The organism is Burkholderia sp. AU45251 (assembly GCF_030482905.1).
GTDB classification, from domain to species: domain Bacteria; phylum Pseudomonadota; class Gammaproteobacteria; order Burkholderiales; family Burkholderiaceae; genus Burkholderia; species Burkholderia aenigmatica.
The window spans coordinates 252973-278882 of the sequence record NZ_JAUJQH010000001.1; the positions used below are offsets into that span (position 1 = coordinate 252973).

Sequence of the window (25910 nt, forward strand, 5' to 3'; positions counted from 1 at the left end):
CGCATGCAGGCGCCCTGACTTCCGTCGATCATCCGTGGACCACTGCTACGTCTGATCTCCCTCGCGACGAAAAACTGCCGCTCTTCGATCCACATCGAAAGGACTTCACCTGCGTAGTTGAGGCACAACGCGTGCCTCCGGTTGATCCACAGGCGGACATGTGGTTTCAGCAAGCGTTGACCTTGGACGATCCGGCCGTACCCGCCGACAACCTCGACTATGCCAAGGTGTATCAGCTCTATCTACAGGCGGCTGGAAGAAACCACTGGAAGGCGATGCTGAACCTGGCGTCGCTGATTTTGAGCAATCGTTCCGGTGTACCGGTACACGATCCCGAAGCGGCGATTCAGTGGGTCGAGAAGGCCATGAGGCTCGATATTCCCGATGCATACGACCGGATGGGCGTATATCACCTCGACGGGGTGGTCAAGGGCGGCGGTGCCAGCAGGGCGTACGCATTTTTCCAGCGAGCCGCCGATCTGGGGAGTCCGGCCGCGATGGCTTTCCTTGGCTACAAGCTGGCCGCGTCTTACGACAATCCCGGCGAAGGATTTTGGGCCAACCAGACGGTAGGAACCAGGATGCTCGAGTGTGCGCTGGCGCAGGGGTATGGCGATGCGGCGGAGAAACTGGGTTTGATCTACGCCCGTCCCAATACGCTCGAGGCAAAACGCCGTGCACTGAACGTCTTGCATGAAGGCGTCAAGCTGGGAAGCGCCAAATGTGCCGATAGCCTTGCTGCGGAATTCGACGGGATGGACCTCGACAATGGCACCAACCTGGTCGGCCATATCGACAAGGCACGTGCTCGACGCTATGGCAAAGTCGTCGATGTCTTGAAACTTTACGATGGGCGATTGAAGCTTCCCAACCTGGACAAGATATTGCCTTTGCCGCCAGCGCCGCTCCCCAAATGGAACGGCGATATACAAACGCTGATCAATACCGCGAAGGCGGTCACTTAGCCGACGAGGCGACCAAGAGCGACGCCGCGCACACGATGAGGTTTCGAACGCGCGACGAGTCTCATCGGGTCAATGCCGGTCAGCAAGCAGTTCGAGGAAGCAAGTTGATTTGCTCAATGAAAAACGTTCCGGTGCGCCGCAGTGCGCGACCAGCAGCCATGCCGGTGCGACTTCTGGCTGCGCTCACGTTAGGCGCGCTGGTGGCCGGCTGCCATCAGGAGGCGTCGCAGGCAGGCGCGATCGCACCGGTGGTGCCTGCCGCCAGCGCGGTCGAGAATCCGGCGTCGGTCAGCGGATTGAATTACGCATCGTATGGGGTTGGAGGTTTCTCCATCACGGATTCCGAAGGTCGAAGCGGCGGAGGTCCGAACATCGCACCGGTTGGCAAGACCGGGGAACCGAGTGGTGGTGGCTCCGAATCGTGCTGCGTCTATGTGCCGGAGAAGTGGCGCGAAGGCATGACGGTGCACGTGCGTTGGGAGCGTGACTCGCACCCATACGACGCCGACGACCGTAGCGGCGACCAATGGCTCGAAGCCGTGGCAAAAGTGCCGCCGTATGGACCCACGCAGTACAACTTCGTGGTGCAGTTCCTCGAGGACGACCGGATTCGCGTTCGCGTCGACGACGGCAGTTCGTTGGACAAGCCGGCCAGCAACGATCCGTATGTCGTTCAGGGCGTGCTCGACGCCACGGCGAACGCGCAGATGCAGGCGCTGCGCGAGCGCGACAAAGCGGCCGAGGCATACGATCGGCAACTGCAAGAAAAGGTGGAGAAGGCGTTGAATCACGAGGCGGGCAAATGAGCCTGATCCAATAGCGGAAGTGCATGCCGGAGGCCGGTCGTACTGGCGGAGCGAAGCAGATGTGGAGCGAGGAGCGGGCCAAAGCCGTTGATCCGAAGATGGGCTGCATGGGCTATGACTGACTTCCGCCATTCCTGGTGTCACGCCTCGTAAGCGCCATATACCGCCCCGGCGTCGCCCCCAACGCCCGTCGGAACATGTCGATGAACGCGCTCACATTGTCGTACCCGAGATCGAGCGCGATCGTCGTCACCGGCGCGCCGTCGGCGATTCTCTCCAGCGCCCGCAGCAGCCTGGCCTGCTGACGCCACTGAGCGAACGTCAGCCCCGTCTCCGCGACGAAGCGGCGGCTCATCGTCCGCGCGCTGATGCCGGCCCATTCGGCCCATTCCTCCAGCCGCCGGTTGTCGGCGAGATCCGCGGCGAGCGCATCGGTGATCCTGATGAGCCGCGGATCCTGCGGCCGCACCAGCCCCAGCGCTTCGACTTCCGACGACGCGATTTCATCGAGGATCACGTCGGCGATCCGCGTCTGCGCCGCATCCAGCTCCGCATCATCCCAGCTCGCCGCACGCTGCACGGCTTCGCGCAGCAGCGGCGTCGTGCGGATCGCCCGCGGGGTATCCGGCAGTGCCGCGCAGCGTGCTTCGGCGACGAACGCCGACCAGCCGGAAATCGGCCCGAACGAGCGCAACGAATGCCGGCAATGCGGCGGAATCCAGATCGCGTGGATCGCCGGCACGACCCAGTCCTGATCATCGAGACCGATCGTCAGCAGCCCGCTCAGCGCGCCGACGAGCTGGCCGCGCGCATGCGAGTGGGGTGGCGTCACGCGCGGGTCGCGTTGCGACAGCACGGCGGCGACCACGAACGGGCCGTCGTCGGACGCGACGAATCGGGCAGGCAGGAGCGGATCGGACATGGCCGGATATCGGTATCAAATGGCCGTTATACCGGAGACCGGCCGGATTCGCATGCCTACACTGCATCCATCGCCAACAACCGGAGTACGACACGATGCAAGCCGACCACCTTCTCCCCGACCATGCCGACCGGATAGAGACCGGCGGAACGACGATCCGCAAGGGCACCGTCGGCGCGTTCCTGGTCAACGCGCGGGTGCTGACCGACCCGAACGCCGCACCCGCCGACCGGGCGCGTGCGGAAGCCGACACGATCGACGCGTTGCCCGCGTTGCGCGCACTCGGCCTGTTCGACGTGCTGGAAGTACGCAATCCGGCGCTGCGCGCGTGGCTCGATGCGCGATGACGCGCACCGGAACCGCCGATCAAGAACCCCGATTCAAGGAGTCACCATGAAAGCAGCAGTCGTGACGGGCGCTGGCGAGCGTCCCGTCCATATGGAATTCGAAGCACCGCGTGCAATGCCTGGCCACCGCCTGATCGACGTGACGGCGTCCGCGCTGAGCCGGATCGCGCAGGCGCGTGCGTCCGGCACGCATTACTCGTCGGACGGACGCTATCCGTTCGTGGTCGGCGTCGACGGTGTCGGCCGCCTCGACGACGGGCAGCGCGTCTATTTCTTCGGCGCACCCGCACCGTTCGGCGCGATGGCCGAGCGCACGATCGCGTCCGAGACGCGGTGCGTGCCGTTGCCCGACGGGCTCGACGACGTCACGGCCGCGGCGATCGCAATTCCCGGGATGTCGTCGTGGGCCGCGCTGACTGCACGCGCGGGGCTCGTCGCGGGCGAGACGGTGCTCGTCAATGGTGCGACGGGCGCATCGGGGCGGCTGGCGGTGCGGATCGCGAAGCATCTCGGCGCCGCGAAGGTGATCGCGACCGGCCGCAACGCGGTTGCGCTGCAGGCATTGCTGAGCGCGGGCGCGGATGCCGTCGTGCCGCTGCAGCAGGACGACGCGCATCTGGCGCGCGCGCTCGAGCCGCATTTCCGCGCAGGCGTGGACGTCGTGCTCGACTATTTGTGGGGGAGCAGCGCGCAGGCATTGCTGGTCGCTGCCGCGAAGGCGACGCCCGACGGCCGCCGGCTGCGTTTCGTGCAGATCGGTTCGATCGGCGGCGAGGACGTGCTGTTGCCGGGCGCGGTGCTGCGGGCGACGGCCATCGAGCTGATGGGCAGCGGCCTCGGCAGCGTGTCGCTGCCGCGCCTGCTGGCCTCGGTGCGCGGCGTATTCGACGCGGCCGGCCCGGCGGGCCTGGCAATCGAGACGCGGGCCGTGCCGCTGGCGGACGTCGGTGCCCATTGGGGCGACACGAACAGCTTGGTGCGACCGGTGTTCACGATGGGCGACGGCAGATGACGAAGCGGCGGCGCGCGGCCTGGCCGCACGCACGGCGGGCGCCGTTGGCGTACGCGATCTCTTCAGGATGCCGATGGGGCTGGCGAGCCGCTTCGTGCAACAACCACGGGTAGGGTGGCCCGTCGCGAGCGGGCGGCCGACGCGGTGCGAAACACGCGCGCCGTCACCCGCCGTCAGGCTCAGAACCGCTGCTGAATCCCCGCCGTCACGCCAACCTGCGTGGTGCCGTAGCCGTTGACATCGCGCGATACGCCGACCTTCTGCCCGTGCTGCCCGATCGCAAACGCACCGGCCGCGTACAGCACCGTGCGCTTCGACAGTGCGTACTGCGCGCGCATCGACACGAGCGTCGGATCGGCGTCCGTGCCGCCCTTGATGTTCTGGTGATACACGGCGCCGATCAGCGAGAACGTCGGCGTGAACTGGTACGAGCCGCCGAGCCAATACATGTCGCTCAGCTGGTTCGCGGCGCTCGTGCGATACGCACGCTTGTAGTTCCGATAGCCCGCCATCGTCTTCAGGTTGCCGAAGTCGTAGCTCAGGCCGGCATGAATCCCCTGGATGTAGTTGACCGGATCGGCCGGCGTCACGCTGTCGGACGCGCCATTCTGACGGTCGAACGCGACCACTGCCGCGAACGGGCCGCCCTCGTAGCCGATCGCCGCGTCGTACTTCGAGCTGGTCTTCACGCTGCCCGGCACGTTGCCGAAGCCGTACATCGCGCCGAACTTGAAGCCGCTGAATTCGCCGTCGTAGCGTACCGCGTTCGACGAGCGCGTGAACATGCCGTCCTTGCGGCCGCCGGTGGCCATCGACGACGTCGCCCACGAGTAGTTCTGCGCATACCCCATCGGGTCGAACGGCAGCATGTAGTCGTAGGTGACGGTGAAATTGCGGCCGAGCGAGATCTCGCCCCACTTGCCTTTCAGGCCGACGGTTGCGCGGCGCCCGAAGATCGAGTCGGGGCCGTCGTCGGACGCGCCGTTTGCGAGATCGATCCCGCTTTCGAGACGGAACACGGCCTTCAGCCCGCCGCCGAGATCCTCGACGCCGCGCAGGCCCCAACGCGACGTGTTCTTGTTGCCGGACTTGAGCTTGTACGAATTGCCGCCTTGCGGCGCCGCGTGGTTGGCGAACTCGATGCCGGCATCCATGATCCCGTACATCGTGACCGACGACTGTGCCTGTGCGGCGCCTGCCGCGAGGCCGGCGACGGCGGCCGAGCCGGTCAGGACGGCGGCGCGAAGAGAGCGTTCTGCGCGTGACTTCATTGACGGTGTCTCCTTGGTTCTTGTGAGTGGGTGAAACGGGGTGAAGCGAATGCGGCGCGCGGCACGCCGCGGCGGACGCGGGGGAGGCGTCCGCCGGACCCGCGTTTCATCGGATGGCGGGATGCGCGCGGCGTGCATGTGCGGCGGCGAGCGGGCCGCCGCGTGGGTCAGCCCGCTTTCGCGAACGCCCAGCAGTCGTTGGTCGGGAATTCGATCCAGTGCTTGCCCGCTGCGCGCGGCATGTGGCCGAACGCGCGCAGGCGCATGTCGCCGCAATGGAACAGGTATTCCCAGCGGTCGCCGAGATACATCGACGTGACGAGGTCGGCCTGCAGCCGATTCGCGCCCGGGCCATCGGCGACCTGCACGCGTTCGAGGCGGATCACGGCCTGCGCGTCCTGGCCCGGCGCGAGCGTGTCGCGTGCAAGTGCGCGGATTTCCCAGCCGTCGCCCGCGAGCGTCACGCATTCACCATCGATCGCCGCGACGCGCGCATCGATCCGGTTGTTGCTGCCCATGAACTCGGCCGTGTACAGCGAGCGCGGTGCGCCGTACAACTCGGCCGGCGTGCCTTCCTGCTCGATGCGGCCGTTGCGCAGCAGCAGGATGCGGTCGGACATCGCCATCGCCTCGGTCTGGTCGTGCGTCACGCACAGGGCCGACAGCCCGAGCGACACGATCAGCTCGCGCAGCCACGCACGCGCTTCTTCACGCAGCTTCGCGTCGAGGTTCGACAGCGGCTCGTCGAGCAGGATCACCGGCGGGTTGTAGACGAGCGCACGCGCAATCGCGACGCGCTGCTGCTGACCGCCCGACAACTGATGCGGAAAGCGTGCCGCGAGATGGCCGAGGCCGAGCTGGTCGAGCGCGGTCTGCACGCGGCGCTTCTGTTCGGCCGGCGCGACGCGGCGCAGCTTCAGCCCGTAGCCGACGTTGTCGGCGACGGTGCGGTGCGGCCACAGCGCGTACGACTGGAACACGAGGCCGAGCGAGCGCTGCTCGACGGGCAGGTCGACGCGCTGCGCGCCGTCGAAGAACACGCGGTCGTCGAGCTGGATACGCCCGTCGGACGGCTGTTCGAGGCCCGCCACCGCGCGCAGCAGCGTGGTCTTGCCGCTGCCCGACGCGCCGAGCAGGCACACGACTTCGCCGGCCTTCAGTTCGAACGACACGCCCTTGAGGATCGGGTTGGCGCCGTAGCTGAGGTGCAGGTCGTCGACGATGAGCTTATCCATGAAGTTTCACTCCGAAACGCAGGGCCACGCCGAGACCGGCGCCGACCATCGCAATGTTGATGACAGAGAGCGCGGCGACCTGGTCGACGGCGCCGGTCGCCCACAGCGACACGAGCAGCGCGCCGATCACTTCGGTGCCGGGCGACAGCAGGTAGACGGCCGTCGAGTATTCGCGCTCGAAGATCATGAAGATCAGGAGCCACGCGGCGAGCAGGCCGAAACGCACGAGCGGCAGCGTCACGTCGAGCGACACGCGGCTGCGCGTCGCGCCGACGCTGCGGCCGGCTTCCTCGAGCTCGGGGCCGACCTGCAGCAGCGCGCTCTGGATGAGCCGCATCCCGTACGCGAGCCACACGACCGTGTACGCGATCCAGATGCTCCACATCGAGTTCTTCAGCTCGCGCAGGCCGGGCACGAACAGGAAGATCCACAGGAACGCGAGGCCGGCGAGCAGGCCCGGCACCGCGCGCGGCAGCAGCACGAGATAGTCGAGCAGCTTGGTCGCCCAGTCGGGGCGGCGGTGGCCGGCGAACGCGACGAGCGAGTAGAAGCCGATCGCGAGTGCGCCGCCGATCACGCCGATGCCGAGCGTGTTGACGATCGCGCGCACCAGGTTGTCCTGCTCGAACAGCTCGGTGAAGTTCGACAGCGTCAGCACTTCGCCGAGCGCGACGCCTTCGCCCCAGTTGGTCACGAACGCGCGCAGCACGATGCCCGAGATCGGCACGATCACGGTCAGCATCAGCCACAGCGCGACGATCGCGAGCGCGACCCAGCGCCATACGCCGAGCGGCAGCACCGTCGCGCGGCCGGCCTTGCCCTTGACGGTGACGAATCGGTTGGCGGTTTTCAGCAGCCGGCGCTGCAGCAGCACGAGCGGGAACGTGATCGCGACGATGCACACGGCGACCGCGGCCATCAGGTGATACGACGGCACGCCGAGCTTGTTGGTCAGCTTGTACAGGTAGGTCGCGAGCACGAGGTGGCCTTCCGGATCGCCGAGCACGAGCGGCAGCCCGAACACTTCGAAGCCGAGGAAGAACACGAGCACGCCGGCGAACAGCAGCGCGGGCATCGTCATCGGCAGGCTGACGTCGAGCGCGACGCGGAACGGGCGGGCGCCCGTCACGCGCGCGGCTTCCTCGACATCCGAGCCGAGGTTGCGCAGCGCGGCCGACGAGTACAGGTACACGTGCGGCACGTGCGTGAGGCCGACGATCACCGTGATCGCGAAGATCGAGTACACGTTCCAGGGCACGTTCTGCATCCCGAACAGTTCCTTGAACCACACGGAGTAGAAGCCGACCGGGCCGGCCGCGACCACGTAGCCGAACGCGAGCACCATCGGCGACACGAACACCGGCGTGAGCAGCAGCGGTTCGAGCCAGCGGCGGCCGGGCAGGTCGGTGCGCACCATCAGGAACGCGAGAATGCCGCCGAGCGGGATCGAGATGAACAGCATCCCGCCGGCGATGATGAACGAGTTCTTCACGGCCGACCAGAAGTCGGGATCGCTGAAGATGAAGCGGAAGCCTTCGATGCCGAGCGTCTTGTTTGCGTCGAAGAACGGCGCGGACAGCAGGCTCTGGAACAGGATGAAGCCGAGCGGCAGCGCGACCGCGACGGTCAGTACCGCGACGACGATCCAGCGCAGTATGCCGGCGAGCGGCTGCAGGCCGTTGGCCGGCAGCGCGGGAATCGCGTCGCGCGGGCCGGTGGTGGGCGGCACGGCCGGTGCCGTTCCGCGGGTGCTGGTTGAAAGCATGAGTTCGCCCCTGCGGCCATCCGGATGGCCGCCTCAAGGAAGTCGGTAAGGGGAAGGGGCCGCCCGCGCCGTGTGCGGCGGGCGGCCGGCAGTCAGCGGATCAGCGCTTGATCGCCTGCTGCCATTGCTTCAGGAAAGCGAGACGCTTCGACTGGTCGAGATAGACGAGCAGGCCGGTGCCGATCTGGATCGGCTTCAGCGAATCGCCGAGTTCCTTCGTGAGGCTCGCGGCCGACGTTTCGCCGGTCACGTCCGTACGGATCGCGTACAGGTTCGCCTGGTTCGCGATCAGCGTCTGGCCGCGCTTGGACAGCAGGTAGTCGACCCACAGCTTCGCGGCGTTCGGGTTCTTCGCCTTCTTCGAGATCGTGGCGAGACGGCTCACGACCTGCGTGTAGTCCTTCGGAAACACGTAGCCGATCGACTTGTCCTTCTTCGCCTTCGCATAGGCATACGAACCGATGATGTTGTAGCCGATCAGGTTCTCGCCCGACGAGATCCGCTCCATCATCGCGCCCGTGCTCGACTGCAGCTTCGGGCCGGTCGCGCCGATCGCCTTCACGAGTTCCCACGTGACCTTCTCGTTCACGTGCGCGTCCTGCGTCAGGTAGTTGAAGCCGACGCCCGATTTCTCGATGTCGTAGGTCGTGACCTTGCCCTTGAACTTGTCGGCCTGCGTGGTCAGCAGCTTGATCAGGTCGGCGCGCGTCTTCGGCACTTCGTTCTCGGGAATCAGGCGCTTGTTGTAGACGATCGCGAGCGGCTCGAACGTCGTGCCGTACGCCAGCTTCTGGTACTGCGCCCACTGCGGCACGTTCGCGCTTTCGGGCGAGTCGTACGGGGCCATCAGGCCGTCGTTGACGAGCTTGACCTGCAGGTCCATCGCCGAGCTCCACAACACGTCGGCGCTGGTGCTGCTCGCTGCGTTCTCGCTGATGTAGCGGTTGTACAGCTCGGTGCTGTTCATGTCGTTGTATTCGACCTTTACGCCGTACAGGCTCTCGAAGTCCTTGATCAGCGGACGCACGAGGCCCGTGTCGGTCGTCGAGTAGACGATCAGCTTGCCTTCCTTCTTCGCGGCGTCGATCACGCCCTGATAATTCCCCGGATACCCGGCCGGAACCTGCGCGGCGGCGCTGCCGGCGGCAGTGCCCAGAACGACCGCCAGCGCGGCGGCGAGGTGCTTCGGTGCAAACGGCATGTCTTCCTCCAGTTACGTCTAGGTGTTGTTCGAGTGGAGCGGATGTTAATTGCGGCGCACTTTCAGCCTGCTTTCATTTCGGTTCACAATCGTGTTCTTTGTGTCATGGATTTCCCGAGGTCGAAGCGGCGGCGGCCGCGCGTTTCGCGGCGCGCGGCACGATCTGGCAACGGAGGGGGGCGGGTTGCCGGCGGGCGCGGCAACGATGGCGAGGGCGGCTACGCGGGTTGCGCGAGAAGCTTGCCGAGGATCCGGCCGCCATGCCGCGCGTGCGCGGCCGTCAGTGCGGCGTACCCGACGACGACGCCCGCGTCGCACCGGGCGCTTCGACAGAATCCGCCGATCGGCTGCAATTCGACGCCGGCCGCCTGGGCCTGCGCGACGTACGTTGCGTCGTCCAACCCGGGCGGCAGCCACAGCACGAAATGAAAGCCCGCGTGTTCGCCGGACACCGTATATCGCCCGGCGGCGTGTTTCGCCAACTGGTCGAGCACGATGTCGCGCCGCTGGCGGTACGCGTGCCGTGCGGCGCGCAGGTGTTTCGCAAAATCGCCGTGCGCGATGAAGCGGGCCAGCGCCAGCTGCGGCGCCGCGCCGACCGAGCGCGCGGTCGCATGCCACACGGCCGACAGCGCCGGCCGCAGTTCCGCCGGCACGACCATGAAGCCGATGCGCAGCCCCGAGAACAACGTCTTGTTGAACGAGCCGCAGTAGATCACGCGATCGCACGCGTCGAGCGATTTCAGCGCGGGCAGCGGGGCGGTCTGGTAGCTGAATTCGCCGTCGTAGTCGTCTTCGATGATCCACGCGCGGTTGCGCTGCGCCCAGTCGAGCAGTTCGAGCCGGCGCGACACCGACATCGTGACGCCGAGCGGCGCCTGATGGGCGGGTGTCACGTAGGCCGCACGCGCGCCGGGATGCCGATCGAGCGCCCCCGTGTCGATGCCTTCCCGATCGACCGGCACGTCGATCACGGTCGCGCCCGCGATCGTGAAAATCTGCCACGCCGACACATAGCCGGGATCCTCCATCAGCACCGTCGAGCCCGGCGCGAGCAGCGTGCGCGCGACGAGATCGATCGAATGGCGGATGCCGGTCGTGATGAAGATGTCGGCCGCGTCGCACGGGATGCCGCGGTATTCCCGCAGGTACGCAGCAATTTCATGGCGCAGGCCCTCGACGCCTTGCGCCGGCGTCGCGCCGAGGTCGTTCGCCGTCGCGGCAAGCAGGCTGGCCCCGAGCGCCTTCTTCCATTGCTGCATCGGCAGCAGGCCGGGATCGGCCAGCCGCGCGACGAACGGGACGCCCGGACGCACGCCTTGTTCCGGCACGGCGGCGTCGGTCGCGCGCGGCGGCGCGGGGCGCGGGTCGGAAGGGGGAAGGTTGTTGTCGCGCGACTGCGCGGCCGCGCGCAAATAGCTGTCCGGCACCACCGCGCAGACCCGCGACCCCGCCCCTTGCGTGCGGGCGATGTAGCCCTCGGCGCACAGCCGGTCGTATGCCGCTTCGACGGTTCCCCGGGCGACACCCCAGCGTGCGGCGAGGGTGCGGCTGGACGGTAGCGGGCTGTCGCCGGGCAGCAGGCGTTTCAGGATCGCGTCGCGCAGCGTGTCGGCAATGCACTCCTGCTTCGACTGCGGACCGCCCGTGGACAGCCCGGCAGGGCACGGCAGATCGAGCGGAATCGCGGCTTTGCCTCGCGCCATAGTGGTCTAGTCAGTGTCGGATTTAATGGCCCTTCAGCTTATATCACTTTGACCTTAGATTGCTGTTGACCACATCAATCCGACCGGAGACGGGCTCACCGCATGAAAACGCGTTCATTACCCCAGTGGGGCTGGCTGTTCCTGTTGATGCTCGTCGTGTGCCTGCCGCGGGTCACGATCGATGCGTACCTGCCGTCGTTGCCGGCGATGGCGGACGCGCTGCACGGCACCGACGCCCAGTTGCAGCTCACGCTGACCCTCTACATGGTCGGCTATGCGCTGTCGATGCTGGTGTCGGGGCCGTTGTCCGACCGTTACGGCCGCCGTCCCGTCCTGCTCGGCGGCCTGTGCCTTTACGTGGTCGCGAGCGTCGCCTGCGCGTGGTCGACCAGCATCACGGCGATCGTTGCCGCGCGCATCTTCCAGGCGTTGGGCGGCTGCAGCGGAACGGTGATCGGCCGCGTGATCGTGCGCGAGCGCTTCCCGACCGCGATGCAGGCCACGATGCTGGGGCGGATCTCGGCCGGCATGGCGCTGTCGCCGGTGATTGCGCCGCTGGCCGGCAGTGCGGTTGCCGAGTGGCTCGGGTGGCGCGGCGTGTTCGGATGGCTGGCGGCGGGCGGGGTGGTCGCGACGGCGATGGTGCTGCGCTACCTGCCGGAGACCCGCGAAAGCGACATGCGGCCGGCGCTGGGCGCGGGGCTCCTGCGGACGTACGCGAGCCTGCTGTGCGATCGCCGTTTCCTGCGCTACTCGCTCGCCATCAGTTTCGCGTACTGCACGTACTATCCGTTCATCGCGGAATCGTCGACGCTGTTCCAGCGGCAACGCGGCGTATCGGGCCCGGTGTATGCCGCGATCTTCGGCCTGACCGTGCTCGGCTACCTGATCGGTTCGAACGTGTTCGCGCGGACCGGCACCCGCTGGAAGGCCGATTCGGTCATCGCGGCGGCGGCGGGCGTCAATCTGGCCGGCGCCGTCGCGTTGTGGATCGGCGGCGCGATCGCGCCGACGGCGGTGGCGGCGCTCGTCGTCCCGATGTTCTTCGTGATGATTGCGGTCGGGATCGCAATCCCGGCCTGCCAGTTCGCGGTGATGCAGCCATACACGACGATCGCCGGGACGGCGTCCGGGCTGTTCTTCTTTATCCAGATGGCGATCACGGCCGCGTGCGGCGGGGTGCTGGCGTGGCTGTCGGACGGCACCGCGCGCCCGATGATCGTCGTGACGGTCGGCGCGAGCGTCGCGTTCCTGGTCGTGGCGGTCGGCCTGCGCGAGCGGCGGCGCGCAGGCGACGGGTCACGCTTCGCGACACGGAACCGGCCCGCCCCCGAACGCTGAGCGTTGGTCGGCCGGCCCGTCCGACGCGCGCTTGCGCCGGTGGCGCAACCCGTGTTTCCGCGAGGCGTCGGCATGGAAAGGATCATGTAATGTAGCGGCCTGTCGCTGACCTTACGGAATCCCCATGCGTGTGCTGCTCGTCGAAGACAATCCGAACCTCGCCCAGTCGCTGAACGACGCGCTGAGCGCGGCGCGCTTCGCGGTCGACCACATGGCGGACGGCGAGGCGGCCGACCACGTGCTGCGCACGCAGGATTACGCGCTCGTGATCCTCGATCTCGGGCTGCCGAAGCTCGACGGGCTGGAAGTGCTGCGGCGGCTGCGCGCGCGCCGCAATCCGGTACCGGTGCTGATCCTGACCGCGCACGGGTCGGTCGAGGATCGCGTGAAGGGGCTCGATCTCGGCGCCGACGACTATCTCGCGAAGCCGTTCGAACTGACCGAACTGGAGGCGCGCGCCCGCGCGCTGATCCGCCGCAGCCTCGGCCACGAGCATTCGCGGGTCGAATGCGGGCCGCTTTCGTACGACAGTATCGACCGCAGCTTCCATCTCGCGGGCGAGCCGCTGTCGCTCACGCCGCGCGAGCGCTCGGTGCTCGAGGTGCTGATCCTGCGCAACGGCCGCGCGATCAACAAGGAAACGCTGTCGGAGAAGATCTTCGGGCTCGACGAGTCGGTCAATGCCGATGCGATCGAGATCTACGTGTACCGGCTGCGCAAGAAGCTCGAGAACACGGGAATCGCGATCGTCACGCTGCGCGGGCTCGGTTATCTGCTCGAAGCGAAGGCGGAGGCGGCGGAATGAACCGCCGCCGCGCTCACGCTCTTTGCATGGGACCGATGTACGCGTTGACATGCTGCGCCGGATCGACACGTTCGCGGCCCGCCAACGACACGCCTGCCATTCACGGCCGATCGCGTGGGCGCGGAGAAGCGCGCCGTGCATGCTCCGCCATGCGCCATGGGACGGCCCGGCGGGAGGCACGGTGACCCGCCCGAACCTGCGCACCCAGGTCGCGCTGTGGCTGCTGCTGCCGCTGCTCGGCCTGCTCGCGCTCGACTCGTGGCTCACGTACCAACGCGCGATGAACGCCGCGCACGTCGCGTTCGACCGCACGCTGTCGTCGTCGCTGAAGTCGATCCGCGAAGGCGTGCGGCTCAACGATGGCGAGATCGAGGTCGACCTGCCGTATCTCGCGCTCGAAATGCTCGAGTCGAGCGACGGCGGCAAGATCTACTACCTGATCCGCGAGGACAACGGCCACACGATCACCGGCTATCCGGACCTGCCGCTGCCGCAGGGGCGCGACGCGGGCGACGGCGCGCTGTTCGTCACGCGCTACTATGACGTCGTCTATCGCGGCGAGCAGTTGCGGATGGCCGCGCTGCGCATCCCGGTGCACGACGTGCCGACCGCGCAGTCGCGCATCGTGTGGGTGATGGTGGGCGAGACGATCGAGGCCCGCCAGGCGCTCGCGCGCGAAATTCTGGTGGGATCGCTGCTGCAGGAAGGCTTGCTGGTCGTGCTGGCGCTCGGCATCGTGTGGCTCGGCGTCGGGCGCGGGCTGCGGCCGCTGAACCGGCTGTCGGCGACGGTCGCCGCGCGCAGCGAGGACGATACGACGCCGCTCGATACCGGCGCGATGCCGAGCGAACTCGCGCCGCTGGTCGAGTCGATCAACCAGTACATCGGCCGCACGCAGCGGATGCAGGTCGCACGGCGCCGTTTCTTCGCGGACGCGGCCCATCAACTGAAGACGCCGCTCGCGGCCGTGCAGGCCGGCGTCGAGCTTGCGCTGCGGCCCGACGAGCAGCCGCGCGCGAACGGGCACCTGCGGCGCGCGAACGGCGCGGTGCGACAGGCCGCGAAGATCGTCCAGCAACTGCTGTCGCTGTCGCGGCTCGATTCGGACAGCGGCCATGCGATCGCGCACAAGCCGGTCGCGCTGCACCGACTCGCGCGCAGCGTGACGCTCGACTGGTCGCCGGTTGCACGCGCGCGCGACATCGATCTCGGTTTCGAGCACGAAGCCGACCTCGACGTGCACGGGCAGTCCGACCTGCTCGGCGAGATGATCGGCAACCTGATCGACAACGCGATTCGCTATGCGGGCGACCGCGCGGTGATCACGGTGCGCGTGTCGCGCGTTGGCGAGCATGCGCGGCTCGACGTCATCGACAACGGACCGGGCATTCCGGCGGACGAGCGCGACGCGGTGTTCGAGCGCTTCCATCGAGGCAGCAAGACGCAGACGGTCGAAGGGACGGGGCTCGGTTTGTCGATCGTGCGCGAGATCGCGCGCGTGCATCAGGGCAGCGTGACGCTTGACGATGCGGCCGGTGGTGGGCTGGTTGTGACGATCCGGTTGCCGGTGGTGGGCGACGCGGCGCAGCGCGCCGCGTGAGGGCAACTGGCGATGCGGGAAGCGGCTGGCTGTGAGTGGCGGCTTCCCGGCATTGAAGGGGGCGAGCGGTTCCGTGCGCCCGGCTCAATCGCCGAACCCGATCTCCGCTTCCAGCGACTGGCCGACTTCGAGCCATGTGCCAGCGCCTTCGACGACGATCGCGTTGATGCCGAACGTCAGTTCGCCGTCGAAGTTCGGGTTCGCCCGATAGGTCTGCATCGTGTCGGTCGGCTCGTGCGGCCACGCCGGATCGGGCGCGCCGGTGACCTGGTCGATCGTCGGCATCGGGCAGCGCGTGCACAGCTTCACGAGACGCAGCCGCACGGGCGTCGCGCCTTCGGTGTCGAGATGTTCGACGAAATCCTCTTCATAGGCGGCGAGATCCGACACCACGATGTTCGGTCGGAAGCGGTTCATCGGAATCGCCGGCGCACCTTTCGCGGCGAGCCGCGCGTTCAGGTCGTCGAGCGACGACTGGCCGATCACGAGCAGCGGGTAGCCGTCCGCGAACTGCGTGTGCGTATCGATCTCGCCGGTCCACTTGCGATTGCAGCCGCGGCGCGCGTCGGGCCCGAAGCGCGCGAGCTTCGCGGGCATGCCGAGGAATTCGGTGAGCCACGCGGCCGTTTCGGCGCCCGTGTCGATCGCGTCGACGGTGTCGCGCCAGACGGTCGCGGCCATTTTCGGCGTGGCGGGCGATACGTCGCCGTCGAGCGGCGTGCGGATCTCGCGCATGCCCGGCGCGTTCAGCACGAGCGCATCGCTGTCGAGCGCGGCGCGGATCAGCGCGAGGCGCGGGTGCGTACGCTGCGTGATCATCTGCCCGGCAGGGTCGGTGATCAGCCAGTGGCGGTCGTACGCCAGGCCCGTTTCGAGCAGTTGCGCGCGCGACAGCGCGATGCCGGCACAGGATTTGATCGGGTAAACGAAGAGTTCGGCGATGGCTGGCATGACGCTGGCTGAAGGCGGATGACGAGACTGCGATTGTGCCAGATCGCGCCGCAGCCGTTTGGACGGCTGCGCACCGTCGCGCGGCCGGTCATGCGAGCGGGAAGCCCGGATCGAACGTCGTGCGCACGTCGAGCGGCTGGCGCAATAGCCCCGCCTTCAGGTAGAAGTCGGCCGTGCGCTGTTGTTCGGCGATGACCGTCGCGTCGATCGGCAGCCAGCGCGTGTTGCGGCGCTCGAACTGCAGCCTGGCGGCTGCCGGCGGAATGCCGATGATGCGCGCGAGTGCCGCGGAATACGCGTCGACGTGCCGGTACGACCATGCCTGCGCGCGCACGACGCGTCGCAGGAAATCGTGCAGCACGTCGCGCTTCGACGCGATTGCCGCGTCGGTCGCCGCGATGTAGCTGAGGCCCGACCACAGTCCGCGGCCGTTGACGAGCACGCGCGCGCGGCCGCTCGTTTCGGCGAGTGCGGTATAGGGCTCCCAGGTCGCCCACGCGTCGATCGAGCCGGTTGCGAGCGCAAGCATCGTATCGGCCGGCGGCAGGAAGCGGAACGAGACGGCGTCGGGCGGCAGGCCGGCCGCGTCGAGCGCCTTCAGTGTGACGAAATGGCCGATCGAGCCGCGCGTCGTGCCGATCCGCTTGCCCTTCAGGTCGGCCGCGCCTTTCAGCGCCGCATCGGGCCGCACGAGCACCGCCGTGCCGTATGGATCGGAACGGTTCGCGCCGATCACCTTGATGCGTGCACCCGACGCGAGCGCGAAGATCACCGGCGCGTCGCCGATCGGCCCGCAGTCGACGGCGGCAGCGTTCAGCGCTTCCGCGAGCGGCGCGGCGGCGGGGAACTCGGTCCACGCGATGTCGTACGCAAGGCCGTTCAGTTCGCCGGCCGCTTCGAGCAGCGCGCGCAGCCCGCCTTTCTGGTCGCCGGCGCGCAGCAGCGGTCGTGTGCCCGATTGCGCGCGCAGTGCGGCCGGGGCTGCGGCGATCGTGGCGAGGGCGCTCGCTTGCGCGAGGAAATGGCGTCGGGTCGGATTCATCGTGAAGTTCGGTTGGAAGAAACGGTCAGGGATTCACTCAATGCGGGAGCCCGGCCTGCACGTCGCGCACGGGTTCCGTGTCGACGCGCAGCAGCAGCGCGGTCAGCGGATCGCCGTTCGCTGCCGGTACGGCCGATCGTGCGGTGGCGTCCGAGCGGCACAGCAGGTCGGCATCCGACCAGCCGGCGCTGCCCGGCAACGCGCGCGCCCGCAGCCAGCCACGGCGATCGGCGAGAAGCTGCGTGCCGCCGAACGCGTCCGGCGCCACGCCGGCGATCGTCGCGAAGGCGAGCCACGCATCGGGCGTTGACGCCACGCAATCGGCTCGCGCGGCGCCGGTCGCTTGCACCATGGGCGCACCGCGTGCCGTGACGAGCAAGGTTTGCCAGCGCGCATCTTCCGGCGGGGGTGTCGCACCCGGCGCGAGCGCGACGATGCGCACGCGCTGGCCTTCGCGCCAGCGATCGAGCGGTTGGGGCGCGGCGCCGCCGCAGCGCACGTCGAGCGCCGGCAGCGGGACGGGCACGGGCCACGCGCCTTCCGCCTGCGCGCCGCTGCCCGCGGCGAGCGCTTTCAGGTAGTCGAGCACGGCCCAGGTGTCCTGCGGGCCGAGCGTCGCGGCGAAGCCGGGCATCGTCGACGCGCCGTGTTCGTCGCGCGTGCCGTGGCGCACGCGCCAGAACAACTCGCCGTCGAGACGACGGGCGAGCAGCGCGCCGGCAAAGGTCGGCGGCCAGTGCGGGAGCGTGGCCGCGAGCGGCCCTTCGCCGCGTCCGTCCGCGCCGTGGCACGCCGCGCAGTGTTGCGCATACAGGTGCGCGCCACGCATCACGTTCGATACCGAAAACGGCGCGGGATCGCGCTGGAAACTCGTCGGCACGGCGGGCAAGAGCCACAGCGAAGACGGCGGCCACGGCGCGCCCCACGCAACGGCCAGCGCGGCGAGCGCCGACGCGACACGCCATTTGCGCGAAGCGAGCGCGATGCCCGCGAGCACGACGGCCAGCGCCGTCGCAGCGGCGGCGAACGCGAGTTGCCGCGTGAGTCCCGCGTCGATGCGCAGCGTTTCGAGCGCGATGCGGTAGGTCCACGGCCACGCGGCTTGACCGTCGGCGCCGCCCGTCAGCCCGAGCGCATGCAGCACGCGCGCCAGCGCAATCTGCGCGCGATACAGCCCTTGCAGAAACACGAGCGCCCAGTCGGCGAACGGCGGCGCGTTCATCGGCACCATTCCCGCCGCGCGGTGGCCCATCGTCGAACGGCACTGCGCATCTACCAGCTCGCATCGAGCCCGAGGTGCCGCAGCGCGTCGTGACGCAGTTCCGCGAGGCGCGGGTCGCCGCGATGGCGCGGGTAGGGCAGGTCGACGTGCAATTCGGCGACGATCCGTGCGGGACGCGGCCCGAACACGATCACGCGCTGCGCGAGGAACAGCGCTTCCTCGACGTCGTGTGTGACGAGCAGCGCGGAGAAACCGTCGCGTTGCCACAGCGCGGTGAGCTCGGCCTGCATCGTGAGCCGCGTCAGCGAATCGAGCTTGCCGAGCGGTTCGTCGAGAATCAGCAGGCGCGGATCGTTGACGAGCGCGCGGGCCAGCGCGACCCGCTGCGCCATCCCGCCGGACAATTGGTGCGGGAACACGTTCGAGAATTCCTGCAGTCCGACGCGCGCGAGCGCATCGTCGACGCGATGCTGCGACGCACGCGCCACGCCGCGCGCCTCGAGGCCGAGCGCGACGTTCGCACGCACGCGCCGCCACGGGTACAGCGTCGGGTCCTGGAACACGACGATGCGCGACGGATCGGGTTGTTCGATCGGCACGCCATCCTGCGCGATCGAGCCTTGCCGCGCGGCGTCGAGGCCCGCGACGAGGCGCAGCAGCGTCGATTTCCCGCAGCCGCTCGGGCCAAGCAGCGCGACGAATTCGCCGGCCGCGACCGACAGCGTGACGTCATCCAGCACCGGCAGCGCGCCGCCGGGGCCATCGAACGCATGGCTCACGCGGCGGATGTCGATGCGCGCGCCGCGCGGCGTCGTGGCGGCGGGCGCGGCGGCAACGGACGAGTCGAGTACGGCGGCGCTTACCATTTGACGGTTCCTTTCTGCCAGGCGAGCACGCGGTCGCGCACCGCGAACAGCAGCGCGATCAGCCCGGAAAACAGCAGCGCCATCACGATCAGCGCCGCATACATGTTCACGTACGATGCCCAGCCCTGCGCCCAGCTCAGGTACCAGCCGAGCCCGGACTTGACGCCCATCATCTCGGCGACGACCAGCACCGTGAACGACGCGCTCAGCCCCATGAAGATGCCGACGAACACGTGCGGCAGCGCGGCCGGAATCGCGACGCGCAGCACGAGGAAGCGCGCGTTCGCACCGAGCGTGCGTGCAACGTCGTAATACTGCTTGTTGACGCTCGCGACACCGGACCACGTGAGCACCGCGACCGGGAAGCCGGTTGCGAGCGCAACCAGGAACGCGGCGGCCGAATAGCTCGACGGGAAGAAGTAGAACGTGAGCGGCAGCAGGGCGGTGGCTGGCACGGGGCCGAGCACGCGCAGCACCGGATGCACCCAGTAGCCGATCCGGCGCGACCAGCCGATCGAGACGCCGACTGCGAAACCGGCCGCGACGCCGTACGCAAAGCCGAGTGCGAGCAGCTTCAGCGTATTGCCGGCGCTGCCGAGCAGGCGCGGCCAGTCGTCGATGTAGACCTCGATCAGCGCTTGCGGCGGCGCGAAGAACGGCGTCGGCAGCCAGCCGGTTTTCGCGGTGACGATTTCCCACGTGGCGAGCACGAGCGGCAGCGCGACGAGCCACGGGCCGGCCGGGCGCACACGTGCGAGCCGCGTGCGCGTCGCGGGGACGAGATGGCCGAGCGTCGCGGCGGCGAGCAGCAGCGCGGCGATCGTCCACGCACCGACGGCGAATTCGTCCGTGTACGCCCAGTCGGTGAAACCGACGACGCGGTTCGGCCACAGTTGCGTGAATGCGCCGAGCGCGCCCCACGCAAGCGCGGCGGCGATGCCGGTCGGCCAGGTGCGTGCGCGCCGGGCTTCGGCGGCGAGCGTGGCTTCGCACGCCGTGCAGGCGCCGCGCCGCGCCGCGGATGCAGCGGCACTGCCGTTGGCAGGGGCCGACGCGGTGCGTGCGGAGGAACGGTGTTCGATCGTCGACATCGCGTTACCCCAGCACGTTCGCATAGACCTGCTGCGCGAAGCGCTGCGGGTCGGTGCTCTTCTTCAGCACGCTGATACGGCGGAAGTCGTCCGCATAGAACGCGATTTCCTGCTGCAGGTCGACGTTGGTCGGGTGGTGGTTGTAGGTGAGCGTCGCGTAGAGCTTGCGCAGGTCCTCGGGGCTGATCTTCGGCGAATACTTCGCGAACACCTTCGCGGCTTCGTTCGGGTTGTCGTGCGTGAATTCGGTGGCCTGCACGATCGAGCGCGCGAGCGCGGCGGCCGACGGCCGGTCGTTGCGCACGAGGTCGCCGCGCGCGCCGATCACGCAGCACACCTTGCGCGCGTATTCGCCGGACAGGTTCGTCGCGAGCTCCGTATACGCGCCGTTGCTGCGCTTTTCGAGCAGATAGAGGTTCGGGTCGCCGTCGGCGATCGCGTGGATCTCGCCCTTGTCGACCGCGACGCCGAGCAGGTCGGCCGGATACTGCCGCCACGTGATGTCGCGCTCGGGATCGATGCCGTTCTTCGCGAGCAGGATCGAGAAGAAATGCTTGCCGGGCGCGGCCAGATCGCTGACGCCGACCGTCTTGCCCTTCAGCGCCTGCAGCGTCGTCACGCCGGCCGCCTTCGCGCCGAGCAGCCGCACGCAGCCGCCATGCGAGCTGCCGATGATCTTCACGTCGAAGCCGGCTTCGAGCGGCTTCAGCCAGCGGTGGATCATCCCGACCGCCGCATCGGCCTTGCCGGTCGCGATCGATTCGAGCAACTGGTCGGTCGAGCCGCTGTAGTTGATCAGCTCGACCTTCAGGCCGTTCTTCTCGAAGAAGCCGCGCTCCTGCGCGACGACGATCGGCGTCAGGCAGAACGCGTTCTGGTTCCACGCGAACGTGAGCTTCTTCAGCGGCGGCGCGGACCAGGCCTTGCGGCCCAGCGTGATCGCGGGCGCGGCGAGCGCGACGGCGCCGGCGGCGCGCAGCAGCTTGCGGCGTTTGTCGTCGTGCGTGTCGGCGGGCGCGGGGGCGGTGGTTCGGGTCATGGGGTCTGGTCTCCGGTCATGCGAAAAGGCGTTCAGTCGAACAGGTCGGGTTCGTCGGCGACGACGCGCGCGAACAGGCTGTCGAATGCATGCAGCGCGCCCTCGGGGCCGCCGATCTGGCCGTGCGTGTGGCGCGCGGTCGCGGGATCGATCGGCTGCGGCGTGCCGGCCGCCTCGGCCAGCAACTGCGTGTGCGCGGCGTTGTCGAGCGCGATGTACCACCACGCGGCGGCCTCGACCGTCGGGCCGGCGGTCAGGATCCCGTGGTTCTTCAGGATCGCGCCCTTGTGCGTGGTGCCGTCGGGCTTCGCCAGCGCATCGGCGATCCGTGCGCCTTCGCTGGTGTCGACGACCATCCCCGTGAAGTCGTCGAACAGCGCGTGGTCTTCGTAGAACACGCACGCGTCCTGCGTGAGCGGATCGAGCGGGCGGCCGAGCGTCGACCATGCCTTGCCGTAGGTCGAATGCGTATGCGCGGCGGCGACGATGTGCGGATGCGCGTCGTGGATTGCAGCATGGATCGCGAACGCGGCCTTGTTCAGCGGCCGCGTGCCGATCGCGGTTTCGCCGCGCGCGTTGACGAGCAGCAGGTCGGACACCTTGATCTGCGAGAAATGCACACCGAGCGGATTCACCCAGAAGTGGTCGGGCAGTTCGGGGTCGCGCGCGGTGATGTGGCCGGCGAGCCCCTGCGCGAAACCGAAGCGTGCGAACAGGCGGAACGCGGCCGCGAGCCGTTCCTGACGGTGACGGCGCTCGGCGGCGACGTCGATGCGCGGTGCCGGCGAATCGAACCAGAAATGCTGGCGCGGCGACGCGGCGAGCGTGAGGCCCGACGCAGTGCGTTCGGGGGTGGACAGAACGGCGGACATCGGATGGGTCTCCCGGGTTGCGTCAGGCTGCGCGGCGTGCCGCGTCGCGTGCGGCGACGGCGCTGCGCACGCGCGGAATCAGTTCGCGGCCGTAGTCGATCGCGTCTTCGAGCGGATCGAAGCCGCGAATCAGGAACGTCGTGACGCCGAGGTCGTAGTAGTCGAGCAGCGCATCGGCGACCTGCTCGGGTGTGCCCACGAGCGCCGTCGAATTCGAGCGCGCGCCGGTGAGCTTCGCGATCTCGGTCCACAGCCGCTTGTCGACGCGCGAGCCGCGATCGGCCGCGGCCAGCAGGCGGCGCGCGCCTTCGCTCTGTTGCGGGCCGCCGGTGCCGAGGCCGGCCGCTTCGCGCAGCCGGCGCGTTTCGTCGAGGATGCGATGCGCGCGCGCCCACGCTTCGTCCTCGGTCGCGGCGAGGATCGGCCGGAACGACACGGAGAAGCGTACCTGCCGGCCGTGCTTCGCGGCTTCGGCGCGCACGCGCGTCGTCAGGTCGCGCACCTGGTCGAGCGATTCGCCCCACAGCGCGTAGACGTCCGCGTGCTTGCCGGCCACTTCGAGCGCGGCTTCCGATGCGCCGCCGAAATAGATCGGCACATGCGGTTGCTGGTACGGCTTCACTTCCGAAAAGCCCTGCGTGAACCGGTAGTGCGCGCCGTCGTGATCGAACGGCTGCGCTTCGGTCCAGATCCGCCGCAGGATGCCGAGGTATTCGTCGGTGCGCGCATAGCGCGCGTCGTGGTCGAGGAAATCGCCGTCGCGTTGCTGTTCGCTGTCCGAGCCGCCGGAGATGAAGTGCACGGCGAGCCGGCCGCGGCTGAACTGGTCGAGCGTCGCGATCTGCCGTGCGGCGAGCGTCGGCGCGGTGAAGCCCGGACGATGCGCGAGCATGAAGTGGATTCGCTCGGTCGCGGCCGCCGCGAACGCGATCGTCAGCGTCGCCGACGGGCCGGTCGAGTGATGCGGCACGAGGATCCGGTCGAAGCCGGCCGTCTCGTGGGCACGCGCAAAGTCGCGCACGTAGTCGGGATCGACGACGGGGCCGAACGGCGGGTGGATTTCCGACTGCTTCTGGCTCTGGATCATGCCGATGAATTCGACGCTCATCTGGGTCTCCGGTGCAGGGACGTCCCGGCACGCGGCCGGGCAGGAATGGAGCGCAGGTTAACGCCGCGATCATGCGGAATGGAAATAATCAATCCCGATTTGAATATCAGATTTGCATGGTTTGGGCGGGGGTGCGCTGCGCCTACGCTGTGGGCTTACGAACGATCGGGCGCGCGGGCGCCGGCGCATCCGGCGCTGCGTGTTCCGGTTTGCCGACTTCATGAGAAGCCGCGCCGCGTGGCGATCGATTGCCGCTGTTGCGGCGTTTGCCACAACTGCCGTCTTGCCGTATTACCCAGGGAATCCGTTTCGATGTCCGCCAGCCTTGCCGCTTCTTCGCCATCCTCGCCGCCGCCTTCGCTGCGCCTCCTGCCCACCGATGATGCCGACGCCGATTCCGACGATGCGCGCGTCGCCGCGCTGCTCGACCGCCTCGCGCCGGCACTGGCTGCCGATGCGGCGCGCAACGACGTCGACGGCCGCTTTCCGCACGAGAACTTCGCTCGGCTGCACCGCGCGGGGCTGATTGCGCAGGTCGTGCCGCGCGAGCATGGCGGCGCCGGTGCGACGCTCGCGCAGGCGAGCCGGATCGTGGCCGCCGTCGCGCGGGCCGATCCGGCGACCGCGCTGGTGCTGACGATGACGTACCTGCAGCATCGCGCGCTCGGCCGTGCCGACAACCGCTGGCCTGCTGAGGTACGGCGGGCGGTGTTCGACAGCGCGGTCGCACAGGGCGCGCTGATCAACGCGCTGCGCGTCGAGCCCGCGCTCGGCTCGCCGTCGCGCGGCGGCCTGCCGGAAACCATTGCTCGGCGTGACGGCGACGGCTGGCGGTTGTCCGGCCACAAGCTGTACAGCACGGGAATCCCGGCGCTTCGCTGGCTGGCCGTGTGGGCGCGCACCGATGAACCGGCGCCGCGGGTCGGCGTGTTTCTCGTGTCGCGCGACCGCGATGCGGATGGCGACCGCATCCGCGTGATCGAAAGCTGGAATCACCTCGGCCTGCGTGCGTCAGGCAGCCACGAGGTCGTGTTCGACGACGTGTGGCTGCCGGCGGATCACGCGGTCGACGTACGCGCGCCGGACGCATGGGCCGTGTCGGCCGCGACCCACGCGGATGCGGACGCACAGGCCGACCAGCAGGCGTGGATGGTCGCGTTGCTCGGCAGCCTGTACGACGCGGTGGCGCGTGCGTCGCGCGACTGGCTGGTCGGGTTCGCGACGACGCGTGCGCCGAGCGGGCTGGGTGCACCGCTTGCAACGCTGCCGCGCGTACAGGAAGCAGTCGGCGAAATCGAGGGCTGGCTGCATGCGAACCGCGTGCTGCTCGACGCGCACATCGCGCGCACCGACGCGGGCAATGCGCCGCCGGTCACGACGAGCGGCCTCGTCAAGCGGACCGTGACCGAGCACGCGATCCGCGTGGTCGAGCAGGCGCTGAAGCTGTCGGGCAATCACGGGCTGAGCCGTGCCAATCCACTCGAACGCCACTATCGCGACGTGCTGTGCAGCCGCGTGCATACGCCGCAGGACGATGCGATCGCGGTGGCGGCCGGGCGTGCGGTGCTGGAAGCGGTGAGCCGGGGCGAAACGAAGGGCGAAACGAAGGGCGAAACGAAGGGCGAAACGAAGGGCGAAACGAAGGGCGAGACGGAGACGGGCGGGGCGTCGGTCAACGAGACCGAACGCGGCCGCGGCGATGCGTGAGCGGAGCAGGGCTGGCGCGGGCGTCGATCGGGCAGCGCGATGCCGTCGCCGCCCGGTACGGTCACGCAGCCTTGCCGTGCGCCTGCTCGGGCAACGCAAACGCCGCGCGCGCATGCGCGGCGACGGCTGCGAGCGGCGCGTCGAAGCGGGCCGCATCGTGCCGGCGCAGCAACCACAGATCGATCTGCGGCTTGAAATCGGTGAGCGGCACGATGTCGAGCGCATCGCGCAGCGGGCTGCCTTCGACGAGCGGCAGCGGCATCAGCCCGATACCGAAGCCGTTCGCGACGCTCTGCAACTGCAGGTCGCGGCCGTAGGTGTCGAGCGTGACCGGCATCGGCAGGCCCTGCGCGTCGAGCGCGCGCCGCAAGCCCGCGCGAAAGCCGCAGCCGTCGGGGTTGAGCACCCAGCCATGCGCGTGGCAATCGGCGAGCCGGTAACTGCGGCGCGGCCAGTCGCCCTTGCGGCCGACCGCGACGAGCCGCGTGGCCAGCAACCGTTCGCCCTCGACCTGCGCCGGCAGCACCATCTCGCGCGCGAGGAACACGAGCGCCGCATCGAGTTCGCGGCGGGCGACGCGTTCGACCAGCATGCCGCCCCACGCGGTTGTGACCTGCGTCGCGAGCGCGGGCCACTGCGCGGCGAGTTCGGCGATCAGTGCGGGCAGCATCAGCTCGCCGAGGCCCTGCGTGAGCCCGACCCGGAATTCGCCGGCGGGCGGCTGCTCGCTGGCCGTCAGCTCGCGCAGCGCATCGACTTCGCGCAGGATTGCGCGACACTGTTCGAAGACCCGCCGGCCGATGTCGGTCGGGCGCGGCGGCTTCGTGTTGCGATCGAGCAGGATCACGCCGAGCGCTTCCTCGAGATTCTGGACGCGCCGCGTGATCGCGGGCTGCGTCATCCCGAGCTCGGCCGCGGCCAGGCTCAGGGTCTGGCAGCGGACGACCGCTGCAAAAGCGTCGATATCGCTAATTTTCATGTTTGTTCTGCATGGTCTTTCGGGTGCATCATGACGATCCATCATATTCGGCATCAT

Annotated in this window: 22 protein-coding genes and 1 pseudogene; 8 read left to right on the forward strand and 15 right to left on the reverse strand. The window is 68.6% G+C overall.

Translation table 11 applies throughout. From position 1 onward, the window contains the following. Window positions 1-14: 14 nt before the first annotated feature. Together QZM67_RS01125 and QZM67_RS01130 are read left to right on the forward strand one after the other, a co-directional pair. A pseudogene (locus tag QZM67_RS01125) lies at window positions 15-962 on the forward strand (DUF6396 domain-containing protein); the annotation flags it as partial. A 119-nt stretch (window positions 963-1081) separates the two neighbouring features. Further along, window positions 1082-1771 (forward strand): DUF3304 domain-containing protein, encoded by a 690-nt coding sequence (locus QZM67_RS01130; protein ID WP_301800316.1) that lies wholly within the window; start codon window positions 1082-1084, stop codon window positions 1769-1771. A gap of 112 nt (window positions 1772-1883) precedes the next feature. On the opposite strand, the gene QZM67_RS01135 is transcribed toward QZM67_RS01130, so the two are convergent. After that, the gene (locus QZM67_RS01135) at window positions 1884-2693 is read right to left on the reverse strand and encodes a helix-turn-helix domain-containing protein (RefSeq protein WP_301800317.1); all 810 of its coding nucleotides are present in this window, start codon (window positions 2691-2693) and stop codon (window positions 1884-1886) included. A gap of 95 nt (window positions 2694-2788) precedes the next feature. Here QZM67_RS01135 and QZM67_RS01140 point away from each other — a divergent pair, with 95 nt between their 5' ends. Both QZM67_RS01140 and QZM67_RS01145 read left to right on the forward strand, forming a co-directional pair. Next, entirely contained in the window at window positions 2789-3040 is a 252-nt protein-coding gene (locus QZM67_RS01140) for a hypothetical protein (protein ID WP_301800318.1), read from the forward strand. Between the two features lie 46 nt (window positions 3041-3086). Next, complete coding sequence (locus QZM67_RS01145) at window positions 3087-4052, forward strand: zinc-binding alcohol dehydrogenase family protein (RefSeq protein WP_301800319.1); 966 nt, start codon at window positions 3087-3089, stop codon at window positions 4050-4052. A gap of 179 nt (window positions 4053-4231) precedes the next feature. Here the strand turns inward: QZM67_RS01145 and QZM67_RS01150 are convergent, their stop codons facing one another. The 5 genes from QZM67_RS01150 to QZM67_RS01170 form a co-directional block, all read right to left on the reverse strand. Beyond that, the gene (locus QZM67_RS01150) at window positions 4232-5323 is read right to left on the reverse strand and encodes a porin (RefSeq protein WP_301800320.1); all 1092 of its coding nucleotides are present in this window, start codon (window positions 5321-5323) and stop codon (window positions 4232-4234) included. Window positions 5324-5490: 167 nt separating this feature from the next. Next, window positions 5491-6558: an ABC transporter ATP-binding protein gene (locus QZM67_RS01155; RefSeq protein ID WP_043183528.1), complete on the reverse strand. Its 1068-nt coding sequence runs from the start codon at window positions 6556-6558 to the stop codon at window positions 5491-5493. After that, window positions 6551-8323: an iron ABC transporter permease gene (locus QZM67_RS01160; protein WP_301800321.1), complete on the reverse strand. Its 1773-nt coding sequence runs from the start codon at window positions 8321-8323 to the stop codon at window positions 6551-6553. Before QZM67_RS01160 ends, QZM67_RS01155 begins: the two co-directional genes overlap by 8 nt. 100 nt (window positions 8324-8423) lie before the next feature. Beyond that, entirely contained in the window at window positions 8424-9524 is a 1101-nt protein-coding gene (locus QZM67_RS01165) for an ABC transporter substrate-binding protein (protein ID WP_205823102.1), read from the reverse strand. A gap of 218 nt (window positions 9525-9742) precedes the next feature. Then, on the reverse strand, window positions 9743-11230 hold the full coding sequence (locus tag QZM67_RS01170) for a PLP-dependent aminotransferase family protein (RefSeq protein ID WP_301800322.1): 1488 nt from the start codon (window positions 11228-11230) through the stop codon (window positions 9743-9745). A gap of 102 nt (window positions 11231-11332) precedes the next feature. Here QZM67_RS01170 and QZM67_RS01175 point away from each other — a divergent pair, with 102 nt between their 5' ends. The 3 genes from QZM67_RS01175 to QZM67_RS01185 all read left to right on the forward strand — a co-directional run bounded on the left by QZM67_RS01175 (window position 11333) and on the right by QZM67_RS01185 (window position 14976). Continuing rightward, window positions 11333-12571 carry a multidrug effflux MFS transporter gene (locus tag QZM67_RS01175; protein WP_301800323.1) on the forward strand — a complete coding sequence of 413 codons (1239 nt, stop codon included), beginning with the start codon at window positions 11333-11335 and terminating at the stop codon, window positions 12569-12571. A gap of 124 nt (window positions 12572-12695) precedes the next feature. Then, window positions 12696-13376: a response regulator gene (locus QZM67_RS01180; protein WP_175025532.1), complete on the forward strand. Its 681-nt coding sequence runs from the start codon at window positions 12696-12698 to the stop codon at window positions 13374-13376. A 181-nt stretch (window positions 13377-13557) separates the two neighbouring features. Next, window positions 13558-14976: a sensor histidine kinase gene (locus QZM67_RS01185; RefSeq protein WP_301800324.1), complete on the forward strand. Its 1419-nt coding sequence runs from the start codon at window positions 13558-13560 to the stop codon at window positions 14974-14976. A gap of 84 nt (window positions 14977-15060) precedes the next feature. On the opposite strand, the gene QZM67_RS01190 is transcribed toward QZM67_RS01185, so the two are convergent. The 8 genes from QZM67_RS01190 to QZM67_RS01225 form a co-directional block, all read right to left on the reverse strand. Continuing rightward, complete coding sequence (locus QZM67_RS01190; RefSeq protein WP_301800325.1) at window positions 15061-15927, reverse strand: MOSC domain-containing protein; 867 nt, start codon at window positions 15925-15927, stop codon at window positions 15061-15063. Between the two features lie 88 nt (window positions 15928-16015). Continuing rightward, window positions 16016-16969, reverse strand: a complete 954-nt coding sequence (locus QZM67_RS01195; RefSeq protein WP_175025529.1) for an ABC transporter substrate-binding protein — start codon at window positions 16967-16969, stop codon at window positions 16016-16018. A 37-nt stretch (window positions 16970-17006) separates the two neighbouring features. Beyond that, on the reverse strand, window positions 17007-18191 hold the full coding sequence (locus QZM67_RS01200) for a cytochrome c (RefSeq protein ID WP_301800326.1): 1185 nt from the start codon (window positions 18189-18191) through the stop codon (window positions 17007-17009). Between the two features lie 50 nt (window positions 18192-18241). Beyond that, window positions 18242-19057 carry an ABC transporter ATP-binding protein gene (locus QZM67_RS01205; protein ID WP_175025527.1) on the reverse strand — a complete coding sequence of 272 codons (816 nt, stop codon included), beginning with the start codon at window positions 19055-19057 and terminating at the stop codon, window positions 18242-18244. Next, on the reverse strand, window positions 19051-20148 hold the full coding sequence (locus QZM67_RS01210) for an ABC transporter permease (protein WP_301800327.1): 1098 nt from the start codon (window positions 20146-20148) through the stop codon (window positions 19051-19053). Before QZM67_RS01210 ends, QZM67_RS01205 begins: the two co-directional genes overlap by 7 nt. Before the next feature lie 4 nt (window positions 20149-20152). Then, window positions 20153-21187: an ABC transporter substrate-binding protein gene (locus tag QZM67_RS01215; RefSeq protein ID WP_043183547.1), complete on the reverse strand. Its 1035-nt coding sequence runs from the start codon at window positions 21185-21187 to the stop codon at window positions 20153-20155. A gap of 32 nt (window positions 21188-21219) precedes the next feature. Next, a complete protein-coding gene (locus QZM67_RS01220; protein WP_301800328.1) occupies window positions 21220-22059 on the reverse strand; it encodes a class II aldolase/adducin family protein in 840 nt (279 codons plus the stop codon). A 22-nt stretch (window positions 22060-22081) separates the two neighbouring features. Further along, a complete protein-coding gene (locus QZM67_RS01225; protein WP_301800329.1) occupies window positions 22082-23167 on the reverse strand; it encodes an LLM class flavin-dependent oxidoreductase in 1086 nt (361 codons plus the stop codon). Between the two features lie 312 nt (window positions 23168-23479). On the opposite strand from QZM67_RS01225, the gene QZM67_RS01230 reads away from it, so the two are divergent. Beyond that, on the forward strand, window positions 23480-24874 hold the full coding sequence (locus QZM67_RS01230) for an acyl-CoA dehydrogenase family protein (RefSeq protein ID WP_301800330.1): 1395 nt from the start codon (window positions 23480-23482) through the stop codon (window positions 24872-24874). Between the two features lie 61 nt (window positions 24875-24935). Here QZM67_RS01230 and QZM67_RS01235 read toward each other — a convergent pair whose 3' ends face one another. Next, window positions 24936-25910, reverse strand: coding sequence for a LysR family transcriptional regulator (locus QZM67_RS01235; RefSeq protein ID WP_301800331.1), 975 nt, complete (start codon window positions 25908-25910; stop codon window positions 24936-24938).

What these genes read in the sequence shown, in the direction of transcription:
- QZM67_RS01210 (WP_301800327.1), bottom strand. Translation starts at nt 20,148, where the DNA reads ATGTCGACGATCGAACACCGTTCCTCCGCACGCACCGCGTCGGCCCCT.
- QZM67_RS01190 (WP_301800325.1), bottom strand. Translation starts at nt 15,927, where the DNA reads ATGCCAGCCATCGCCGAACTCTTCGTTTACCCGATCAAATCCTGTGCC.
- QZM67_RS01180 (WP_175025532.1), top strand. Translation starts at nt 12,696, where the DNA reads ATGCGTGTGCTGCTCGTCGAAGACAATCCGAACCTCGCCCAGTCGCTG.
- QZM67_RS01130 (WP_301800316.1), top strand. Translation starts at nt 1,082, where the DNA reads ATGAAAAACGTTCCGGTGCGCCGCAGTGCGCGACCAGCAGCCATGCCG.
- QZM67_RS01175 (WP_301800323.1), top strand. Translation starts at nt 11,333, where the DNA reads ATGAAAACGCGTTCATTACCCCAGTGGGGCTGGCTGTTCCTGTTGATG.
- QZM67_RS01235 (WP_301800331.1), bottom strand. Translation starts at nt 25,910, where the DNA reads ATGATGCCGAATATGATGGATCGTCATGATGCACCCGAAAGACCATGC.
- QZM67_RS01145 (WP_301800319.1), top strand. Translation starts at nt 3,087, where the DNA reads ATGAAAGCAGCAGTCGTGACGGGCGCTGGCGAGCGTCCCGTCCATATG.
- QZM67_RS01165 (WP_205823102.1), bottom strand. Translation starts at nt 9,524, where the DNA reads ATGCCGTTTGCACCGAAGCACCTCGCCGCCGCGCTGGCGGTCGTTCTG.
- QZM67_RS01205 (WP_175025527.1), bottom strand. Translation starts at nt 19,057, where the DNA reads ATGGTAAGCGCCGCCGTACTCGACTCGTCCGTTGCCGCCGCGCCCGCC.
- QZM67_RS01160 (WP_301800321.1), bottom strand. Translation starts at nt 8,323, where the DNA reads ATGCTTTCAACCAGCACCCGCGGAACGGCACCGGCCGTGCCGCCCACC.
- QZM67_RS01215 (WP_043183547.1), bottom strand. Translation starts at nt 21,187, where the DNA reads ATGACCCGAACCACCGCCCCCGCGCCCGCCGACACGCACGACGACAAA.
- QZM67_RS01155 (WP_043183528.1), bottom strand. Translation starts at nt 6,558, where the DNA reads ATGGATAAGCTCATCGTCGACGACCTGCACCTCAGCTACGGCGCCAAC.
- QZM67_RS01225 (WP_301800329.1), bottom strand. Translation starts at nt 23,167, where the DNA reads ATGAGCGTCGAATTCATCGGCATGATCCAGAGCCAGAAGCAGTCGGAA.
- QZM67_RS01135 (WP_301800317.1), bottom strand. Translation starts at nt 2,693, where the DNA reads ATGTCCGATCCGCTCCTGCCTGCCCGATTCGTCGCGTCCGACGACGGC.
- QZM67_RS01200 (WP_301800326.1), bottom strand. Translation starts at nt 18,191, where the DNA reads ATGAACGCGCCGCCGTTCGCCGACTGGGCGCTCGTGTTTCTGCAAGGG.
- QZM67_RS01140 (WP_301800318.1), top strand. Translation starts at nt 2,789, where the DNA reads ATGCAAGCCGACCACCTTCTCCCCGACCATGCCGACCGGATAGAGACC.
- QZM67_RS01170 (WP_301800322.1), bottom strand. Translation starts at nt 11,230, where the DNA reads ATGGCGCGAGGCAAAGCCGCGATTCCGCTCGATCTGCCGTGCCCTGCC.
- QZM67_RS01150 (WP_301800320.1), bottom strand. Translation starts at nt 5,323, where the DNA reads ATGAAGTCACGCGCAGAACGCTCTCTTCGCGCCGCCGTCCTGACCGGC.
- QZM67_RS01220 (WP_301800328.1), bottom strand. Translation starts at nt 22,059, where the DNA reads ATGTCCGCCGTTCTGTCCACCCCCGAACGCACTGCGTCGGGCCTCACG.
- QZM67_RS01230 (WP_301800330.1), top strand. Translation starts at nt 23,480, where the DNA reads ATGTCCGCCAGCCTTGCCGCTTCTTCGCCATCCTCGCCGCCGCCTTCG.
- QZM67_RS01195 (WP_175025529.1), bottom strand. Translation starts at nt 16,969, where the DNA reads ATGAATCCGACCCGACGCCATTTCCTCGCGCAAGCGAGCGCCCTCGCC.